Source organism: Bacillus sp. L_1B0_5 (assembly GCF_000836715.1).
Classification (GTDB): Bacteria; Bacillota; Bacilli; order Bacillales; family Bacillaceae_G; genus Bacillus_A; species Bacillus_A thuringiensis_S.
This window is the reverse complement of the sequence record NZ_JXIS01000025.1, coordinates 152391-172173: the sequence shown is the minus strand read 5'-3', so window position 1 is coordinate 172173 and position 19783 is coordinate 152391. Positions and strand designations below refer to the sequence as shown.

The window sequence follows — 19783 nt, the reverse complement described above, 5'->3', positions numbered from 1 at the left end:
AGGAGACGAAAATATATGTTTAAATGGCTCAAGCCAGCACCTGCAATTGAAAGATTGCCAGCGGATATGATCGACCGTGTATATCGATTACTACGTATTCGTGTGTTAATCGGGATTTCAGTTGGATATGCTGCTTATTATTTAGTTCGTAGTAACTTTAATTTATCTACTACGTATTTAGTAGACGAGTTCGGATTTAGCACTACACAAATTGGATTATTAGGTGCAGTAATGGCTGTTGTTTACGGACTTAGTAAATTCTTTATGGGTAATTTATCGGATAAGGCATTTGCTCAACGATTTATTGCAGTAGGTTTATTTTTATCTGGGCTTGTTAATATTTGTTTCGGTTATGCATCTTCCTTTGGGATGATTTTAACATTACTTGTTCTAAACGGTATTGTACAAGGTATGGGAGCACCACCTTGTAGTATTGTAATGACGAAATGGTTTTCAAAGAAAGAACGTGGGACGAAAACAGGTCTTTGGAATATTTCACATAACGTCGGTGGATTACTTGTTCCACCATTCATTGGAATTGGTGTAGGTATCTTCGGTGAAAGTCATTGGCAAGGTGGCGTATTTATTTTCCCAGCGATTATCGCAATGGTAATTGCAGTTCTTGTTTGGATTAATGCGAAAGATACGCCAGAATCTGAAGGTCTTCCTCCCATTGATGAGTATCGTAATGACTATGAAAATCTTGAAAAAGCAGATAATGCTAACAAGATGTCTCCAAAAGAAATTTTAATGAAATATGTAGTGAAAAATAAATTTGTTTGGTTCTTATGTATTGCAAATGCATTTGTTTATTTAATTCGTTTCGGTGTTATTAACTGGGTACCGATTTACTTAACCACAGTTAAAGGTTTTACGAAAACAGAAGCACATGCAGCATATTCAATATTTGAAGCAGCAGCGATTCCAAGTTCTTTAATTGTCGGTTTTTTAAGTGATAAATTATTCAAAGGAAAACGTATGCCATTATGTGTTATTAGTATGGCTGGAGTTGTTGTTGGTACAATTGTATATTGGCAAGCAACTAGTATACTTGTTGTAAGTATTGCAGTTTCTGTAATTGGTTGTTTAATTTATGTACCACAGTTCTTAATCGGTTTAAGTGCAATGGAATTAGTACCGAAATTTGCAGTAGGTACAACAGTTGGTATGTGTGGTCTGTTCGGTTATGTTGGAGGTAGTTTCGTAGCAAACGCAGCAATTGGTATTATTGTTGATCGTTCTGGCTGGGATGGTTGCTTCATGTTACTGTTAGCAGGCGGCATATTAGCAACGATATTCTTACTGATTGTTCAAATGGGACATGAGAGAAAAGCTTCTAAGGTAGCATAATATTTTATTTGAAAAGGCTATCCAATTGTGCGTGATTGGATAGCTTTTATATTAGAAAAAACAAACAGTATGTAAAATTGCAGTTTAATATATAAATGATTTTTGTTAATTAATATAATTTTTTTAGATTTAATAAACCAATTACGTACATAGTTAGACCGAAAAATCCGCCGCCACAGATGAAAATTACAACCTTAAATAAAGAAATAGAGATTTCTTCTGAACCTACATAGGGAAGGATATAATTCATAAAAACAAACATTTGAAAGCCCCAAAGCACACCTGCTTTTAAGCCAGCTTTTCTTAATTTTTTCTTGTGTTGTAAATATTCTTCTTTTGTTGCACATTCAGTATCACTTAAACCTTTTTTCTTGAATTTAAAGGCTAAGTAATTAGCGTAAATCATATTAGATAGAAAAATGAATATTGTCCCTATAGATATTGTGTGATTCATAGTATCAACAAGTAACATAATAAGCATTACCAACATATTTAACCACCACAAACCAATTCCAGCTACAGATAACTCTTTATTGATTTCTTGTTTTTGGTATTCATCTCTCTCACTTAGTGTTCCAACAAAACTATTATAAACTCTTTCTTTCCATTCAATTTTCATCATTTAATCTCCCTCCCAAAATAGACTATTTAAATCTGTTTTTAGTGCTTTTGCTAATTCGATACATAAGGCTAAAGAGGGATTATATTTATTGTTTTCAATTAAATTTATTGTCTGTCTCGCCACGTTAACTTTTTTAGCTAACTCTAGTTGCGATAGCCCTTCAGATTTTCGATATTGTTTAACGTTATTCAAATATAACCCTCCCATTGATGGTTGTAGACCTCGTGTACCGAAATGTCATTTATATGTGACATTTTATAATTGAATAGATGAAATGTCAAATATATATGACAAAATAGCGATGGTGCAATTAGGAAAATGATTTTAATGATTCATTTTGGTAAGAAATATGTTAATAAAGAATGGCTTCCATTCAATTAAAATTGCTCTTTTTCCTTTCCTTAAATCTATCTTAAAAGATATAATGTCATATTTCTAATCATTGGAATTTTTGTTACAATATAAATGGATGTGTAAAACTTTGTAAAAAGATTGTAATAATATACAGTTTATTTTCAGAAAGTTTTATACAATTATGTTATTTATTAAACTATTAATTTATAAAGGGAGAGAGAATATGTTACCAAATACGGTTCGTACTCCAAACAAGAAGAAGAAATGGATTATTATTGGGGTTATTGCACTAATTGTTATTGTAGCGGCAATTAATATTTTTGTTATGCAAGGTAAGAAGAAGGGTGCATCAACAACGTCTGATGCTGTAAGTTTTGAGAAAGTGACAGAGCGTAAGCTGAATAATACAAAGTTAATTTCTGGTCAGGTGAAGCCTGGTAATATTGAAAGTTTTTATGCAGATCCGGCCAAAGGAAAAGTGAAAGATATTGAGGTAAAAGAAGGGCAAGAGGTAGAAAAAGGCACGAAGTTATTCTCTTATGATAATGAAGAGATTAATCTTCAAATGAAGCAAGCTGAGCTTGATCAGAAGATGGCGGATATGCGTTATGATCAAGGAAAGAAGAAGATTGATTCGCTCAAGAAAGAAATTAAGAAGGCGAAAGATAGCGGAGCTGGGAAAGAAGTAACAGATCCGATGGACGAGCAAGTAAACGAATTAGAGATAGCTCAAAAGACAACTGACCTTGAGAAAGAAAAAGGAAAGTTGCAGAAAGAAGAGTTAAGTAAGAAGCAGAAAGAGCTTACGATCTATAGTAATTTCGCTGGTGTTGTTCAAAAGTTAGATAAAGATGCGGCGCAAAGTTCATCTCAAGCGTTAGGTGGTCAAGGAAAATCGTTTTTACAAGTAGCTTCTAAAGATCCATTCCAAGTGCAAGGTACGTTAACTGAGCTTCAGAAGTCACAAATTCAAAAGGATCAAACATTCACTGTAACGGCGAAAGCAAATAATAAGAAGAAGTGGACAGGTAAGATTACAGAGGTAAGTGAGTTCCCTACGAGTGCAGAGATGGCGCAAGCTGGCGGCATGGGTGAAGCAACTCAAAATATGTCCCAATATACATATAAAGCTAGCCTTGATAGTCAAGATGGTTTATCTCCAGGTTATCACGTTTCTCTGCAAGTAAACTTAGAGAATAAGACGATGATTGCTGTTCCAAGTAAGAGCATTGTAGAAAAAGGCGATGATGCATTTGTTTATGTTGAGGATAAAGGGAAGCTTCGTAAACAAAATGTGAAAAAAGGTTCTACTGATGGAGACTGGACAGAGGTTGTAGAAGGCGTAACAGTGGGGCAAAAGGTGGTTAAAAATCCTTCCGACGATGTGTATGACGGAATGGAAGTGAAAGAGAAATGATTACGTTAAATAATATTGCTAAAACGTATTATCAAGGAAAATTGGCGGTGCCGATTTTGCATGGTATTAGTTTAACGATTCAGAGTGGTGAGTTCGTTTCGATTATGGGACCGTCTGGTTCTGGTAAGTCGACGCTTATGAATATTATTGGTTGCTTAGATCGTCCAACAGAAGGCAAATATATGCTGAATGACGTGAATATCTTAACAGCAGACGAGTCAAAGCTTGCTTTAATTCGTAATGAATATATTGGCTTTGTATTCCAACATTTTAATTTACTACCTCGTCTTTCCGCAGTGGAAAATGTTGAGCTTCCGCTCGTATATGGTGGCGTGAAGAAAGCGGAGCGTCGCAAGCGTGCTTTGGAGGCGCTAGGTAAAGTTGGATTGGCGGATCGCGTGCATCATTTACCAAATGAGTTATCAGGTGGACAGAAGCAGCGTGTAGCGATTGCAAGAGCGATTGCGAATAACCCAACGTTCATTATGGCCGATGAACCGACTGGTGCACTTGATACGAAGTCTGGTGAGCAAGTTATGGATATTTTCACGAAGCTTAATGCAGAAGGCACGACGATTGTTATGGTTACGCATGAAGAGGAAGTAGCAGCGTATTCTTCCCGCCGCATTGTACTGCGAGACGGGAAAGTTACAGAAGATAGAAGGTGTGCGGTATGAGTTTACTAGATAGTATAAAAATTGCCCTCTCTTCTATTTTAGCTCATAAACTACGTTCAGCTCTTACGATGCTCGGTATTATTATCGGGGTAGGTTCGATTATTACTGTCGTTGCAATTGGGCAAGGCGGGGAAGCTGCATTGAAATCGCAGTTTGTTGGGGCAGGTAATCAAACGGTTCCGATTCATTATAGTGCAGATATAAACGATCCTTTCGGTATGGGAATGGTAGAAGCACCGAAGATAACTGAAGAAGACATTTTTGAAATTAAAAAAATTCCAGAAATCGCACATGTGGTAACAACAAATTCAACCATGGAACCACTTGATATTGAAGATAAAAAAGAAATGGTGAGTATTACTGGATTAGATAGTGAGTACTTTGCAGTAAATAAAGTAAAGGTGTTAAAGGGACGTTCTTTACAAGAATCAGATGTGGATCAAGGTAATAACGTTGTTATGATTAGTAAACAAATGGAAGAAAAGGTGTTTAAGGATACCAATCCAGTCGGTAAAATTATTGAAATGAAAGGTCAACCGATGCAAATTATCGGTGTCTACAAATCAGATAATGAGTTTATGGGAATGGGACCATCAGAAGCACTAGTTCCAATTTCATTATGGCCGACACTGTATGGGAAAGATGAAATTCAAAATATTTCTGTTCAAGCAAAAAATGTAGATAATCTAGAAAAAGCAGGTAAAAAAGCTGCAGATGTTTTAAATAGTCGTAAACCGACTGATGCAACTGGTAAATATGAAGTTATGAATTTAAAAGAAATTCAAGAAGGTATTTCGAAGATGACCGGTATTATGACAATGATTATCGGTGGTATCGCTGGTATTTCATTAGTCGTTGGTGGAATTGGTGTTATGAACATCATGCTTGTATCTGTAACGGAGCGTACGCGTGAAATTGGTGTACGTAAAGCACTTGGAGCAACGCGTAGTAAAATTTTATTACAATTTTTAATTGAAGCAGTTATGTTAACACTTCTAGGTGGTTTGATCGGAATTGGTCTTGGGTATGGCGGAGCATATATCGTTTCTACATTCGCAAAATGGCCACCACTTGTTTCATGGGAAGTTGTCGTTGGAGGCGTACTGTTCTCGATGACACTCGGTATTATTTTCGGATTAATTCCAGCAAACAAAGCTGCGAAATTAGATCCAATTGAAGCATTGCGTTATGAGTAATTAATAGTGTAGTAGAACTACACATTACCGTTCTAGTGGGCGGTTCGTAGCCTCTTGCATGAGGAAGTGAACCGCCCGTTAGAACGGGTTATATAAATAGAAGGAGGCGTTATAATGGAAGCAAATATTAATACGCAAGATGTAGGTGCAAAGAAGCCATCATTATTAGGAATGATTACTTCTCCAGGTGAGCAGTTCGAGAGAATGAAGAATAGTAATGCGGTTTGGGGTGCGTTTTGGATACTTTCTTTACTATCGGGGATTACTGGTGGAATTGGTGCCTATGTATATTCTTTAACACCTGAATCAATTAAGCTCAATCAAGAATTAGGGGTTAATGTTACACCTGTAATGACTTTCGGTGCTGGTTTTGTATTTGGTGTTATCGGTATGATAATAGGTTTCTTCATTAGTGCTGCTGTATATAAAGTGTTAATGATGTTAATGAGCAATGATACTTCTTACAAGAAATTATTAACAATTAATGTATATTCAAGCATTATTTCAGTACTTGGTTTATTAATAAATATAGTTTTAGCACTTATTCTAGGTGGTTCAGGAAAAGAACTTTACACTGGTTTAGGCCCAATTTTTGCTTCAAGTGGAGGCGCTGTAAAAGGTATTGCAAATAGCATTGAAGTATTTACAATTTGGGGATTTGTTATTACATGGTTAGGTCTTCAAATTACGGCCGGTTTAAGTAAAAAGAAGGCAACGATTCTTATGGTTATCTTCTTCATTTTAACGATCGGCTTTGGTGCACTAAGAGGATTGGTGCAATAATATTGATATTTCATGTAACTAGAAAGAAATGCAGCAATTATAAAAGTAATTGCTGCATTTTTGTTATAAGGAGAAGATACATATGTTTAAGAAACTTATAGCAAATTTTTTGTTCATGTTACAAGTTGTATTTTAGCTACTGGTCTATATGCGATCGATAGATTTTTCAAAAATATAACTACAGAATAGTATAACTTGAGAATTCATAAACAAAAGGTTCCTTCTAATGTATAGAAGGAGCCTTTTTTATTTTTACCCCTACTTCAAATACCGCCAACAAAATTTCAAATACTACATAGTGTAATTTCAAATTCCGTCGGTAGTATTTGAAATTACTCACAGTGAAATCTTTCCCTTATTTTTATATTGTGAAGGTACCGCGGAATACTAGAAAGGTATACCTTTTAGAAACGGGTACTGTGTGAAGCCAGCGACTTTTAAAGAGGCAGTTGTTTTGTATGAAGGGATGATTGTGAATCAAATAAAGAAGCTAGGTATTTATCAAGATCATGAAGAGTATTATCAATGTGGTTTAATTGGTCTTTGGTATGCGTATGAAAGGTATGATGCTGAGAAAGGGAGTTTTCCCGCATATGCAGTCGTAACGGTGCGTGGTTATATATTAGAGAGATTGAAGAAAGAATCTACTGTACAAGAAAGATATGTATGTGTAGGGGAGTATGAGGATATCTTTCATTTTGAAGACGTTGAAATGAAAGTGAAGGATTTTATGAGTGTGTTAGACGAAAAGGAGAAGTATATTATTTTTGAACGTTTTTTTGTAGGGAAGACGATGGGAGAAATCGCGTTAGAGATGGAAATGACATATTATCAAGTAAGATGGATGTATCGGCAAGCACTCGAGAAAATGCGAGATAGTGTAAGAGGATAAATATTAATATAAGAATGGAAGGCAAGAGATGTTGCTTTCCATTCTACTTGTTAGTTTAATGTAGTAAATGTAACAAGGGGTTTTTAAATTGTAGTGAATCTTGCATGTTCATACGAGATAGTATGTATCCAGCTTTTAATAATTGTTGCTGCAATTTATGGGGACTGATAGATATTGTTGTAGTAGTGCCATTTGAAAAGTGTATTTTAGTCTTTTTAATCTTTTGGCAAAATTCTATATCGTGTATGTGGTTATAAAATAGCCATATACAGTTTGGAGATGAAGGAGATTCTGTTGGAAAAGTACAAATGTATTCCCGATGATTAATTGGAATTGGAACGTTTTGTTTAAATCTAAAATTTGTTTGGACTGCATTACGCCTGCCTTGATAAGTAGAGTGAATATGGGTTAAGCAAGATTGTTTGATGAGTTGTAATGCGGTTTGGCAGGAACGAAGATCATTTCCGCTACTGTCGATAAGTTTTGTACGATAATAAGGGTGATTGTATGGAACAAGCATCATAGTAGAACTAGAAATAATAATGTTATTTTCATCATTCATGATTTTAAGTCCTCCCTTATGAAATTAATATTTCGAATATAATTATATACGGAATAAGTAAATTAAGTGTTAATATTTTGTTTTGTATTGTAAATTTTGGCTATTCGTTTACAATCAATAGGTGATAGTCTTTCTAATTTGCATCGCTTGTACATATATATGAAAATAGAAAAGAGTAGGCGGTGATATAGTATGAAGAAAAAGTATATTATTATGGCTTTAGTTGTCATTCTCCTAGTATATTTAGCAAACAGCAATCCGAGTAAAGGAGAATATACAGAATGGGCAGCGAAGCAGTTTATGAAGCGTAATGATGTGAGTAAGAAGCTAGATGAAGTTCAAAAAGAGAATGAAGAGGGTCTCCTTGGCGACTTGGCATCGGCCGGTAAAAAGTTAGCGAAAAAGTATGTTGAGCCACAAGTTGGGTTATTAATTGATCATTATACGAAGCGAAATGATTATATATTCTTCTCAACATATACGACTGAGTTTGATATAGGTGAAGAACATTATAAGTACGTATGCGTCGGTTTTTCAAAGATTTTTATTCCGATTGAAATGCCGAAGAAAAAAGACGAATCTGCAAAATGATGCAGATTCGTCTTTTTCATTTTATAGAGTAATTGGAACTTCAGATACATTTTTTTCTACAAGGCGAGCGCCCTTTTTTCTTGTATTTTCATCAATGGATGAAAATACAGATGAGGCAAGGATTGTATCCATTACTTGATTTACGACTTGTGCATCGATTGGTGTGATGGGCGTATCGATAGAAAAAACGACTGTTTTTCCATCTTCTTTCGCGAAAATCAACTCTAGTACTTGCATGTGTTATTCCCTCCTTTGTATTTATCCCGCTATTTACGGGATTTGGGTCTGACGGTTAAATTGCGGGCTAATAATCAGCGGGGATGAATAAAATCCCCACTGATCCGAGTTTTACTTTATAGTTTAGAAAGATCTGATGTGCTTACAAGTTGTACAGCGTGAAGTGGTGATGCTTGTAAGGAAGCGAGAGCATGAGCTACGTTGTGTACTTGATCTAAGCTCGCATTTGTTTTAACACGTTTAAATTGTTTGCTCTTGAAAACTGTTTTGCCGTTCTTATCTAATCCGTTGTTTAAGACTAGACGTAAAGTTAAATCCATTACGATTGTTTCAATTGCCATGTGTATCACCTCCTTTCACTTTATAAATAGGGTACAAATGTCATGTTTTGGCGTGAAATTTTTTCTTTTTTTTGGTACCCTTAAAAGATTAAGAGAGGAGAATTCTGGATAATGAATCGTAAATGGTTATTTTGGATTCCTGTATTACTATGGATGGGGCTGATTTTCTATTCTTCGGCACAACCATATAAAAAGCAGGATATGCGTTCAGATATTGAACAATATGTAAATGTTGAATTTGTGAAAGAGCATTTTTCATGGGTATCTATCGATTATGGTGGAGGAACCCCTGTTAGTATTGCGAATAAAGGTGTAGGCGGATTTATTGAGTTTTTCCTTCGTAAAGGTGCTCATTTTATGGTGTTCTTTATGCTAGGTTCATTGATTTATTACGCTTTTCATCGATCAGGTCATTCGAGGAAAAGATGTTTTATATATGCCCTTCTTTTCGTTGCGGGTTATGCAACATTTGATGAGATTCACCAATGGTATACGGGGGACCGTACACCAATGTGGCAAGATTCATTGCTTGATACGTGCGGTGGATTAACGGGAATTATAATAAGTAATTGGTTTTGGAATAGAAAAAAGCGCTAATCTCATTTTGAGATTAGCGCTTTTTTGCGGGTAGTAAAATTTCCCGTAACTGGCCTGATTAAAGTTTCACTTTATACACCAAGTAATTCTTTTAGTTCGTCTGTTGATAGTTCAGTCATCCAACTATCGCTTGTGATGACCGCATTGTTTAGAGATTGTTTTCTTTCTAGCATTTCATCAATTTTTTCTTCTAACGTTCCTGTTGTGATGAGTTTGTGAACATGCACAAATCGTTTTTGACCGATACGATATGCGCGGTCTGTTGCTTGATTTTCCACAGCTGGATTCCACCAACGATCGTAGTGAATGACATGGTTGGCAGCGGTTAAGTTTAATCCTGTTCCGCCAGCTTTTAAGGATAAGATGAAAATGTCATACGTTCCGTTTTGGAACTCCTCAATCATCTTGTCACGATCTTTTTTCGGTACACTACCGTTTAAGAAGAGGACACGCTGGCCGAATTTTTCTTCTAGCACACGTTTTAGCATGTTCCCCATGCCGATGTATTGAGTGAAGATGAGGCAACTTTCATTTTGATCTTTTATATTTTCGATGAGCTCCATTAACGTGTTTGTTTTCATAGAGCGTTCAACGACATTTTGTGGTTCTTCTTCTTTTAAATAAAGAGCAGGATGATTACAAATTTGTTTTAGCTTGTTCAGCATAAGTAATATAAAGCCGCGTCTTTCAATTCCGCTTAATCCCTCGACATTTTGCAGTGTATCTTGAACAAGTTGTTCATATAAGGAAGCTTGTTCACCAGTAAGAGGACAGTAAGCTTTTTGTTCTTGTTTATCGGGTAAATTTAATGCGACTGTTTGATCTTTCTTCGTTCGGCGCAGTAAAAATGGTGAGATAAACCGTTGAACTTGCTGGATTTTTCCTTCATCACGATCTTTTTCAATCGGTGTGACGAAGCGGCGCTGGAATTGCCCTAAGCTTCCGAGATATCCATGATTAATAAAGTCGAAAATGGACCAAAGTTCAGCGAGGCGATTTTCCATCGGTGTACCAGTTAAAGCGATTTTGTGATTTGCTTGCAAGTTTCGTACTGCTTTCGACTGTTTCGTATGCGGGTTCTTAATATTTTGTGCTTCATCCAAAATAACAGCATCCCAGCATAATGAAGTCAGTTCTTCCTCATCGAGCTGAGCCAATGCATAAGATGTTAATACAACATCTGCCGATTGAAGGAAATCTTCAAATAAATTGCCCTTATCTCTATTACTTCCGTAATGTAATTGAACACGTAAATTCGGTGCGAAACGCTCAAATTCTTTTTGCCAATTTCCAAGAACAGATGTCGGTGCTACGATTAATGCAGGGCCTGTTTTGAGATTGTTTTCTTTTATATATAGTAAGTAAGAGATTGTTTGAATACTTTTCCCGAGTCCCATATCGTCAGCTAGCAATGCTCCAAATCCAAGCTTTCGTAAATATAATAACCATTCAATACCGTGTTGTTGATACGGACGAAGTGTTGCGTTTAGTGAAGTAGGGACATCTACTTTTGGAATATCTCCAATATGAAGCAGCTTCTGGAAGAGTTCTTCATAATATCCATCTAGTTCGATTTCAATATCAGTAAACGGGCTATTATCTTCTACAATTTCTGTTTCAGCCGTATTTGATAAATGTTGCTGCAGGACATCTTTCATCTCTAGTCCGTATTTATCGGCACGGTTCATTAGTTTCCTTACTTCTTCGATAAAGGCTGGATCTAGTCGCATCCATTGACCGTTTATATTAAATAGACGTTTGTTTTGTTCAACGAGTTCGAAAAATTCGCTTTCCGATAAATCAATGCCGTTCGTCGAAATGCGCCAGTCAAAATTAACGAGCGTATTCATACCGAAGAACGATTGTGTTTGTGCTGTATTTTGCTTCAACTGGACACGTAATTTCGGTTTTGTTGCTTTTAAATTTTGCCACCATGATGGTAGTAAAATTGTAATGCCGGCTGCAAGTAATTCATTGCTTGCTTCTGTTAAGAAGTTCCACGCTTCGGTTTCAAAGAGCTCATTTCGGAACGTATCTTCTTCTTTTAACCACGGTATGAGCTTACTAAAACCTTCTTGTGTTTCTGTAATCCGTTCTTCGTAATCATGCCATCTTTTCGGTAAGGAATCGATGTTTTCATATACATATATGCGATGCGCCCCGCGCTTTGGTGTCACAATTGTTTCAAGCTTCCACATTTCAAATTCTTCTTGTGGTTCTTGCAGTCTTAGTCCGATTGTAAATGGAAGATCATCTTCAATATAACCAATTTTTCGAAGCCAATCTTCTTCATGTAGTGCTGTTTCTAATTGTCTTTTCGTAAAGTCGTAATGTTCATATAGTCTTTTTGCATCTTCCCAGCCATCATTTGAGCGATTATCTTGTAATATGCTTTCATTAACTGCTGTTGAGAAAAGAGATGCTAATGTGTCATCTTCAATTGGTGTATTTTGAACTTTCCAAGATGGTTGTTTGGACCAATGATTCATATTTGGTACGAAGCTACCACTCGTAAAGGCATCCCATAATTCATTTGCATCTTTCGTAAGTGCTGTAATAGGATCGTTCATTTGAATATGTGCAAAGGAGTTCATCGGTTTGTTTGCAATGTATTCAAATGCTTGTGCGTTTGTTAGCATAACACCTTGTTTTCCTTCGAAGGTTGCATCTTTTAGAGACGTACCGTAGAAAGAAGTGGAGTGCCATGTGAATGCATTTCGTTTCCAACTTGTTACGGATAATGGAGTACCGCTGTCATCTTCTCCCCAAAGGAACCAACCTTGACTAACATGCTGGAGCCTAATTGTTACTTCAGTTTGATTGATCATCGATTAATTTTCCTTTCCGTAATTCCTCTTGTAGTGCACGCAGACGTGAATGGAGATTGGCAATGTGAATAATGAAAGCATCCCATTCATCGGTGCGTTTTAATCGTTTATATAATGTACGTAATTTCTTTAAGTAACGAACTGCGCGTTTATATGATTTACGATTTCGTTCTTCAATCGCCTCTACAGCAGCAAGATGGTAAAGAGGAAGTGCCGCTTCTGGCGCTTCTTTTTCAATATCTTTCAGTGGCTCTTTCAACAGTTCAATTGCTTCAAATCCATATAGGAGATGAAGTTCTGCCCATGTACGATACTGTTTTTTCGCGAGTACGTACTGTTCATAGTTTGTGAAACTATATGGTAATAGTTCTTGTAAAATCATTTCGAAACCAGCTTGTTCATTTGTATGTGTTGCATATGTTTCATACATGATTACAAATAGCCGAACGACATCTTTTATGAAAATCGTATTTTCGTGATCTTGGATTGTTTTCTTTACTTGTTTATACGTAAAGGAAAGCCAATTTTTCGCACGATCCCACTGCATGGCACTTAATAGTTCTTCTAACCAATAGAAGTATAGACTCACAACAGAAGCAGGCTGTTTTTTTAGTAAGTCCATCGCTAGTAGATCTTCGTCATTCAAAAAGAGAAGATGGGAAGACGCTAACGCTTTGGATAGTGGATTGATTTTTGTATCGATTCGTTTTTCTTCTTCTTGTATTTTCTCTTTATTGTTTAAAAGTTCACTCCATATGTGACGATAAATGAAAAATCGCTCTTGCGTATAAGCGTCGGTAGAGAAGAATACTTCATGAACGAGACGAGCTGTTTCTTGTAAAATTATTTCAGACTCTGAAGGAATCGCTTCTGATTGTAAGTCCCGAACGATGGATTCCACTTTGTCTACAAATAGGCGAATGACATTAACAGGTTGGTGATAAGAATACGTTTTGTTTGCGTCGAATGCCTGAATTTCTTCTAATAACTTTTGAAAGCAGTAAAGTGCTGCGTGTAACCTGAATAATTCATGTATCGCAATGACACGCGGAGCTTTCCGCTCAAGTTTCGTATAGAAATCTGTAAAGATACTCATAAGAAAATACATTTGTTTATAAGTAAGCCGAGCTTGTTCTTTTTTAAATGATTCATATTCTTTTTCAAAATACGATTGCCAACTTTTATAATCGGTTTCTTCAAAAGCTGATGATTGCAATACTTGTCTTGCAGTTCGAATAGGGGGAAGGGAAGGTTTCGTATTATTTTTAAATAAAGTTAATACATCTCCTACTTGCCCGAAACTAGACGCTGCAGATAGTAATACAGCAAGCATATGCTCACATTGTGTTGGTGCGAAGCAATCACAATAACTTTCAGCGACGTTACGAATCGGAATATGAACGCTATATACGTTGCCTTCCGCATCTACAGTTCCTGATAGTGTATAACCATCAAAGTCAACGTTGTAGACAACACCACTACGATATAGGTGCCGAGCTGTAGCGACATGTTCCTGATCAGCTGTTTGCTGTGGATCTAGTCCTTGAACGAACTCATTCGCAATCATCATAATTTCATCTTTCGTAATTGAGTGTTGCAGCATAATATTCCTCCGTACACATATTTCTTTCCTTTACCATTATAAACAAAAAATGCTCAAAACAGAAAAAATGAAATTTGGATTACATAACTTGAAAATCATGGTAATATATAAAATGTTAATTTCATATATAAATATATATGTATAGGAGGAGAAATAATTTGTCAGATTTACAGACGAAGTTAGGTAGTGGAATGAATAAGTTACAAGAAGGAATAGAACAAGGGAAAATGAAGTTGCAAGTTGCACAAGAAATTGCTCAATTGAAAAAGGGAATGCAAGTGCAAATGCAGAAAAAAGCAGAGGTTCTATTAGAGGTTGGACAGCAAGTGTACGTTCAATTAAGAGGAAATGGAGTAAATGAAGCGAGCTTAAAAGAAATGATTGCTCCAGTTCAAGAATTTGATGTAGCTATTTATCAAGCAAGAAAACGCATTGTTGAATTGCAAAAACAACAAGGTGAAAAAGCTACATGTGAATGTGGTGGACCTTTATCAATAAATGATAAGTTTTGTGGTTCGTGTGGAAAGCCTAACCCAATGTTAGCAGTAGAAAATGAAGGTGAAACGGTAAATTGTATTTCATGTAATGAGCATATCGATAAAAACTCTACTTACTGTCCAGTTTGTGGAATTAAGCAAAGTGGGGAGTGAATTAGATGTATTGTCGCACATGTGGAAAACAACATGGTGAAGAAGTAAATTATTGTCCAAATGAAGGTAGTATGGAGATTGCAGGAGCTATAGATGCAATAACATTAGAAAAAGATACTGCAAAATACTGCAAAGGTTGTGGCAATGAAAATGCTCAAAAAAATTTATATTGTCAAAAGTGTGGGTATTCTTTATTTGTTGCGAAGAAAAAAGAACAATCTGTAAAATTGCCTACAATGGATGGTGCTCCTAAAGTTGAATTTAAAGCAGATAAAGCCGTTTTACAAAAAGGTTTTATTGGTGGGGCTGTTGCAAGTATTCTCATGTTAATTGCTGGTTGGATTGGTAGTTTATTATTTGCTTCTATAATAAGTGAGATGTTTAGCAAATTTGCGAAAGAATTAGATATGTTGCCGAATTTTTATTCGAGTGCAACTTCTACGATGTTAAGTTATCATTTACTTGGTTTTACAGCTAACGACGATAGTGGATTGATATTTTCTTTATCTTGGCATACTCCATTTACATTACTACTAATCATTCCATTTATTATTTTCGTTGGTACAGGAATTTGGTTAGGGAAGCAGCATGTTGCGAAAACGATTAAAGATCAAATTTTTATGGCATCAACAGTTGGTATTATTTATGGCGTCTTTTTATTCATTATAAGTTTTATAGCATCACAATCTTTTGCAATTCCATTCTCAGAAGCAGGTAAGATTACGGTTGGCTATTCAGCGATTAAGAGTTTATTGAGTGGTTTTGTATGTGGGACATTATTTACTTTATTAGGATTTATTGCTCATACAAGCAAAAACAATATGGCAGCAGCATTTCAAGAGTTAATGCCATATGGAGCGTCTGTTTATTACGGTGTTTCAGCTATGATAAAAGGACTTTTAGTAACAGCGGTAGCGGTTTGTATTATGGCGTTAGTAAGTAAGGAAGATGGTATTGAACCATTAAAAGAAATAACAACTTTAAAATCAGAAAGTACATTATTAGCATTAGAGTTAGCACCTCAATTATGGAGTATGGCTCATTTTGCGCCGTTAGAAGTATCAAGTCCAGCACTTAGTAAAGAATTTACTGGAATTGGTAAGAAATCAAAAGCATATGAGAGCACACTATCATTTTCATTTATATCAGGCGTCTCTGTAAATGGCGTAGAGCTTAGAGAGATATTGATTTCAAAAGGAGCAAATGAGCGAAGCCTTGCAGAATTTGATAAAGTGAATAACGTATTCCATTATGGTTTATTACTGCTTATTATTCCATTGTTCTTTATGTTTAGAGCGGGAAGAAGGTTAGCTAAATTACCGACTGCCAATATATATATTACATTAGCGGTATGCAGTGGTTCTTACACAATTATGATGATTGTAATGAATATGATTTCTAAGTTCCAAATTAATGTTTCAGGAACTGTAACAGGTTTATTTGGAACAAGTGGAACGGTATTATCTATGCAAAATTCATTTATATATTTAACTTTGTTTAGCTTGATTGTGACATATGTAGCAGCATTTGCTGGAATGAAATTAGCTAAAAAATAGGAGGAGAGCACGTTGAAGTTTTGTGGAACATGTAAAAAGAACGTTGCAGACCATTTGAACTTTTGTCCTGAGTGTGGGAGTAAAGTAGAAGTAATCGTTGATAACACTGCTGCTTCATATACAGAATTACAAAGCGAGACAAAACCAGTGAAAAGTAAGAAAAATTTATTTTTAATCATTGGTTTTGCTATTATTGTTATTTTATTATTTGGGGCATATAAATTTGGAGCATATAAGTTTTCAAAAGAAAAGCAAGTAAATGTAATGATTGAAGCATTCCAAAAGAAAGATATTAACGCAATTGATGAGTTTGTGAAAGCAAATGATTCAAGTTTAAAGATTAAGACAGAGGATATTAAAGCGTACATGCGTTATTTAAAAGAGAATCCTTCTTACAACAAACAATTGTTGTCTTATTTACAGAAAGAGACAGTAGATCAAAAGTTAACAAAAGATAAACCTGCATTTAAAGACGGGGAAATAGTAGAAGAGGGAAAAGAGTGGTTCTTATATCCAAAGTATAAGTTCAGCATGAAATCTTATTATGTGAATGTAAGTACAACTGCAAAGAATGCAGAAATATATGTGAATGACAAAAAAGAAGCAGAACTTTCTAGTGATAAAAATTCGAAAGAGTTGGGGCCATACTTCCCAGGTACATATGTTGTAAAGGCAACGGCGAAGACGGAACTTACTGAATTAGAAACAGAGAAAGAAGTAGATTTAGCGGATGAGCAGAGCGAGAAAGTGAAAGTGGATTTATCACTTGAAGGCAAGTATGTAAGCATTTCTTCTGATGAAAGTGATGCAACTGTATTTGTGAACGGGAAAAAACGTGGAAAATTAAGTTATGGAAGTTATAAACTTGGCCCTGTATCCACAGATGAAACAGTAGAAGTACATTTAGAGAAAACTACTGATTTTGGTGTGATGAAATCTGAAAGTATTAAAATTGGAGACCAAAGCACGTATTACTTAAAATTCCCGAAAGAAACATCAAATTCAGCAGTGGGCGAATTTGTAAGAAATCATATTTATGATAACGTACGTGCAATTTCATTAAATGATTTTAGTTTAATTGAAAATAATTATGATAAGAGCGGGAAATCGTATAAGGAAGACCGTGATTATATACAGTATTTACACAAAAAAGGAATTACGGAAGACTTATTAACGATGGAAGTTCGTAATGTAGAGCGTCAAAGTGATACGAAATATAAAGTAACAACATATGAAGAGTATCATATTCGTTACGGTGATGGATCTGTGAAGTTCAAAAGTTTTAATAACGAACATATTGTAACTGTGAATGGAAATGGAAAGATGTTGTATTATTCTCTTGGTGCAAATAATACGTTGAAATCAGAAGATGTATCTGGTCCAACTCGTTAATATGAAAGAGGCTGTTCAATATTTGAACAGCCTCTTTTTTGTAGCTAAATCGATATTTTGTGTCAAACCGTTGATATATTGCGATTTATGATAGATATATTCGGAAAATCGTTGATATATTTTTCTTAAACTTTGTTCATGAAGGGAAAATAAAAAAGATATCACTTAGCCGAAAAATCCGGCGAGGTGATATCTTTTTTTTCAATTATGAGTGCGTTTCCTTTAATATCGCTTGTACATACGGATCATGTAATATTTGCTCTATAATTGGCAACATATTTTGTTCAAATGGAATGTCGATAGGAAATGGTTTTTGAGAGCCTGGTTTTATTCCATATTGCACAATTTTGTAATGTGTATTGTTTTCAGACTTGAGCACAATTAACTTATAGCGATTATCATCGCCAGCGAGTGAGAAATCAATAGAAGTAGCGTTATATGTTACTTCATCTTTATATATGTACGGTTTTGGCGTACCAATCCAGTCTACTTTTGCTTGTACATTCATGGGCATAGCCTCCTTATATGTATTATAAATAAATAAAAGCCAGCTCTCAATAAAGAGAACCGGCTTGTAATTTAGCAGTCATTGGTTATTTTAAAATTTTCACTTTAACAGTTTTGCGTCCCCATTTTTGAGCAGCACTATCTGATCCAAGTAAGATATCGATACGGTTACCTTTAATTGCACCACCAGTATCTCCAGCGATAGCTTCTCCGTAACCTTCTACCCATACTTTAGATCCTAATGGGATTACTTTCGGGTCAACAGCGATCATTTTCATGTTTGGATTCGCAGTTAAATCATGACCCATTGCAGTTAATACACGGCCGCCATATGTGCCACCGTTTTCGCTAGGGTGAGCTGTATATGCTGTAGCTACAACTGTTAACTCACGACCACCAGATGGTTCGCTAGTTTCAGCCGCTTTCACAGCAGGCTTAGCAGCTGGTTTTGCTTGTGCTGCAGGTGCTTGAGCCTTAGCTGGTGCTTCAGCTTTAGCAGGAACAGCCGTTTCTTGTTTCTCAATTACAGGTGCTGTACCTGTTAAGAAAGGAACGTGAACGTAAGCTGTTTTCCCGTTATATTCAAATTGTAACCACTCATTTTGTACTTGGTTCGTTGTTTCGATTACATCGTCTTTCTTCAACTTTCCAAGAATTTCTGAGTTTGTGTTCGCTTCAGCACGTACGTTTAATACGTTAGCTGTTACGTAGTAGATGCTTTTTGTGAACTCTGCACTTACGAATGCATCTTTACCGTCTAAAGTAACTTTTGACCATCCGTTCTCTGTATTTTGAACATCTATCTTATTACCGTCTAGTAATTTACCGACAACTTTTGATTCCATAGTAGGGTTTTCGCGTACGTTTAGTACGTCTGTTGTTACAACAGTTTCTGCATTAGCAGATGATGTGAAAATCCCAAGACCAAAAACTGCTGCTGTTGCTATTCCAATTAATTTTTTCATGATAGCCTCCATTGCGTTTGTTTTCGTGTCCTCATTATAGCAACAGATTTTTTCGGATTTAGGGAAAACACACAATTACAAACCATTCGTAATAAGTCGTTAACATCCTGTAATATAACAAAAAATATAGGAAAGCGTTTTTCATTCTATATGAATCATAGGTTTCTAGTTATATTCAAAATATTTAATACAACATATTTTTTTCGCCGTAAATAAAAATATTACAGGAATGTTACATGATGTTTACTAAACGATTACATTCCTTGAGTATTTTACCGTTTTATGGGTAATATAGTTATATAAACATAAACATTTTGTTTGTGAATCTATAAACACGTGCTATATACTAGCAAAAAAACCGCATAATTGTTACAAAACGAAAGGGTTGCAAGGAAGAAATTTGCCCTTTTTTACATATGTAACACATCCTTTTTTAGGAAAATACATTCCTATCCGCATTTTTCTCACACAATTTGACAGCAGTATTTCTATCTTGTAGCTCTTGCAGAGTGAAAAGGTTATACGAAAGGTAAGGCTGTCCATAAGAATTCTAATTGGTGAAGGTGAAAGTAAGAAAATCACCGCAAAATTATAGTTTTCTATCCGATTTTACATATCGGAATTTATGTTATTTACAAAAGCGAAACCTACGAAGGGGGATTT

20 protein-coding genes are annotated in these 19783 nt (G+C 35.5%); 11 read left to right on the top strand and 9 right to left on the bottom strand.

All coding sequences use genetic code 11. The annotated features are described in order from the left end of the window. The first annotated feature begins 15 nt into the window (after window positions 1-15). Window positions 16-1350: an MFS transporter gene (locus RT27_RS08800; RefSeq protein WP_000477584.1), complete on the top strand. Its 1335-nt coding sequence runs from the start codon at window positions 16-18 to the stop codon at window positions 1348-1350. Between the two features lie 109 nt (window positions 1351-1459). On the opposite strand, the gene RT27_RS08795 is transcribed toward RT27_RS08800, so the two are convergent. Further along, complete coding sequence (locus tag RT27_RS08795; RefSeq protein ID WP_000975591.1) at window positions 1460-1972, bottom strand: DUF3278 domain-containing protein; 513 nt, start codon at window positions 1970-1972, stop codon at window positions 1460-1462. Continuing rightward, the gene (locus RT27_RS08790) at window positions 1973-2164 is read right to left on the bottom strand and encodes a helix-turn-helix transcriptional regulator (RefSeq protein WP_001067016.1); all 192 of its coding nucleotides are present in this window, start codon (window positions 2162-2164) and stop codon (window positions 1973-1975) included. Window positions 2165-2549: 385 nt separating this feature from the next. Between RT27_RS08790 and RT27_RS08785 the strand changes: the two genes are divergently transcribed. The 5 genes from RT27_RS08785 (at window position 2550) to RT27_RS08765 (ending at window position 7291) form a co-directional block, all read left to right on the top strand. Then, a complete protein-coding gene (locus RT27_RS08785) occupies window positions 2550-3743 on the top strand; it encodes an efflux RND transporter periplasmic adaptor subunit (RefSeq protein ID WP_016079689.1) in 1194 nt (397 codons plus the stop codon). Beyond that, window positions 3740-4420, top strand: coding sequence for an ABC transporter ATP-binding protein (locus tag RT27_RS08780; protein ID WP_043935847.1), 681 nt, complete (start codon window positions 3740-3742; stop codon window positions 4418-4420). The genes RT27_RS08785 and RT27_RS08780 overlap by 4 nt, the downstream gene beginning before the upstream one ends. Beyond that, window positions 4417-5616: an ABC transporter permease gene (locus RT27_RS08775; RefSeq protein WP_043935846.1), complete on the top strand. Its 1200-nt coding sequence runs from the start codon at window positions 4417-4419 to the stop codon at window positions 5614-5616. Before RT27_RS08780 ends, RT27_RS08775 begins: the two co-directional genes overlap by 4 nt. A 114-nt stretch (window positions 5617-5730) precedes the next feature. Beyond that, window positions 5731-6399: a Yip1 family protein gene (locus RT27_RS08770; RefSeq protein WP_000387916.1), complete on the top strand. Its 669-nt coding sequence runs from the start codon at window positions 5731-5733 to the stop codon at window positions 6397-6399. A gap of 421 nt (window positions 6400-6820) precedes the next feature. Continuing rightward, window positions 6821-7291, top strand: a complete 471-nt coding sequence (locus RT27_RS08765) for a sigma-70 family RNA polymerase sigma factor (protein WP_043315568.1) — start codon at window positions 6821-6823, stop codon at window positions 7289-7291. 55 nt (window positions 7292-7346) lie between these two features. On the opposite strand, the gene RT27_RS08760 is transcribed toward RT27_RS08765, so the two are convergent. Beyond that, window positions 7347-7853, bottom strand: a complete 507-nt coding sequence (locus tag RT27_RS08760; RefSeq protein ID WP_043935843.1) for a competence protein ComK — start codon at window positions 7851-7853, stop codon at window positions 7347-7349. Between the two features lie 192 nt (window positions 7854-8045). Here RT27_RS08760 and RT27_RS08755 point away from each other — a divergent pair, with 192 nt between their 5' ends. Beyond that, a complete protein-coding gene (locus tag RT27_RS08755) occupies window positions 8046-8444 on the top strand; it encodes a DUF4359 domain-containing protein (RefSeq protein WP_000731400.1) in 399 nt (132 codons plus the stop codon). A gap of 21 nt (window positions 8445-8465) precedes the next feature. Here the strand turns inward: RT27_RS08755 and RT27_RS08750 are convergent, their stop codons facing one another. Together RT27_RS08750 and RT27_RS08745 are read right to left on the bottom strand one after the other, a co-directional pair. Next, the gene (locus RT27_RS08750) at window positions 8466-8681 is read right to left on the bottom strand and encodes a DUF2922 domain-containing protein (RefSeq protein ID WP_001197593.1); all 216 of its coding nucleotides are present in this window, start codon (window positions 8679-8681) and stop codon (window positions 8466-8468) included. A gap of 116 nt (window positions 8682-8797) precedes the next feature. Next, entirely contained in the window at window positions 8798-9022 is a 225-nt protein-coding gene (locus RT27_RS08745; RefSeq protein ID WP_000963861.1) for a DUF1659 domain-containing protein, read from the bottom strand. 111 nt (window positions 9023-9133) lie between these two features. Between RT27_RS08745 and RT27_RS08740 the strand changes: the two genes are divergently transcribed. After that, window positions 9134-9619: a VanZ family protein gene (locus RT27_RS08740; protein WP_001080707.1), complete on the top strand. Its 486-nt coding sequence runs from the start codon at window positions 9134-9136 to the stop codon at window positions 9617-9619. Between the two features lie 71 nt (window positions 9620-9690). Here RT27_RS08740 and RT27_RS08735 read toward each other — a convergent pair whose 3' ends face one another. After that, window positions 9691-12447 (bottom strand): DEAD/DEAH box helicase, encoded by a 2757-nt coding sequence (locus RT27_RS08735; RefSeq protein WP_043935841.1) that lies wholly within the window; start codon window positions 12445-12447, stop codon window positions 9691-9693. Next, window positions 12431-14050: a hypothetical protein gene (locus RT27_RS08730; RefSeq protein WP_043935840.1), complete on the bottom strand. Its 1620-nt coding sequence runs from the start codon at window positions 14048-14050 to the stop codon at window positions 12431-12433. The genes RT27_RS08735 and RT27_RS08730 overlap by 17 nt, the downstream gene beginning before the upstream one ends. 158 nt (window positions 14051-14208) lie before the next feature. Here RT27_RS08730 and RT27_RS08725 point away from each other — a divergent pair, with 158 nt between their 5' ends. The 3 genes from RT27_RS08725 to RT27_RS08715 are packed head-to-tail and all read left to right on the top strand — an operon-like array spanning window position 14209 to window position 17648. Then, window positions 14209-14700: a zinc ribbon domain-containing protein gene (locus RT27_RS08725; RefSeq protein ID WP_001281749.1), complete on the top strand. Its 492-nt coding sequence runs from the start codon at window positions 14209-14211 to the stop codon at window positions 14698-14700. 5 nt (window positions 14701-14705) lie between these two features. Then, window positions 14706-16256 (top strand): zinc ribbon domain-containing protein, encoded by a 1551-nt coding sequence (locus tag RT27_RS08720; protein ID WP_043935839.1) that lies wholly within the window; start codon window positions 14706-14708, stop codon window positions 16254-16256. Window positions 16257-16268: 12 nt separating this feature from the next. Beyond that, window positions 16269-17648: a membrane protein gene (locus RT27_RS08715; protein ID WP_043935838.1), complete on the top strand. Its 1380-nt coding sequence runs from the start codon at window positions 16269-16271 to the stop codon at window positions 17646-17648. A 205-nt stretch (window positions 17649-17853) separates the two neighbouring features. Here RT27_RS08715 and RT27_RS08710 read toward each other — a convergent pair whose 3' ends face one another. Together RT27_RS08710 and RT27_RS08705 are read right to left on the bottom strand one after the other, a co-directional pair. After that, the gene (locus RT27_RS08710) at window positions 17854-18156 is read right to left on the bottom strand and encodes a DUF3910 family protein (RefSeq protein WP_001102539.1); all 303 of its coding nucleotides are present in this window, start codon (window positions 18154-18156) and stop codon (window positions 17854-17856) included. Window positions 18157-18241: 85 nt separating this feature from the next. Continuing rightward, window positions 18242-19120 (bottom strand): cell wall-binding protein EntA, encoded by an 879-nt coding sequence (locus tag RT27_RS08705; RefSeq protein WP_043935837.1) that lies wholly within the window; start codon window positions 19118-19120, stop codon window positions 18242-18244. Window positions 19121-19783 lie beyond the last annotated feature (663 nt).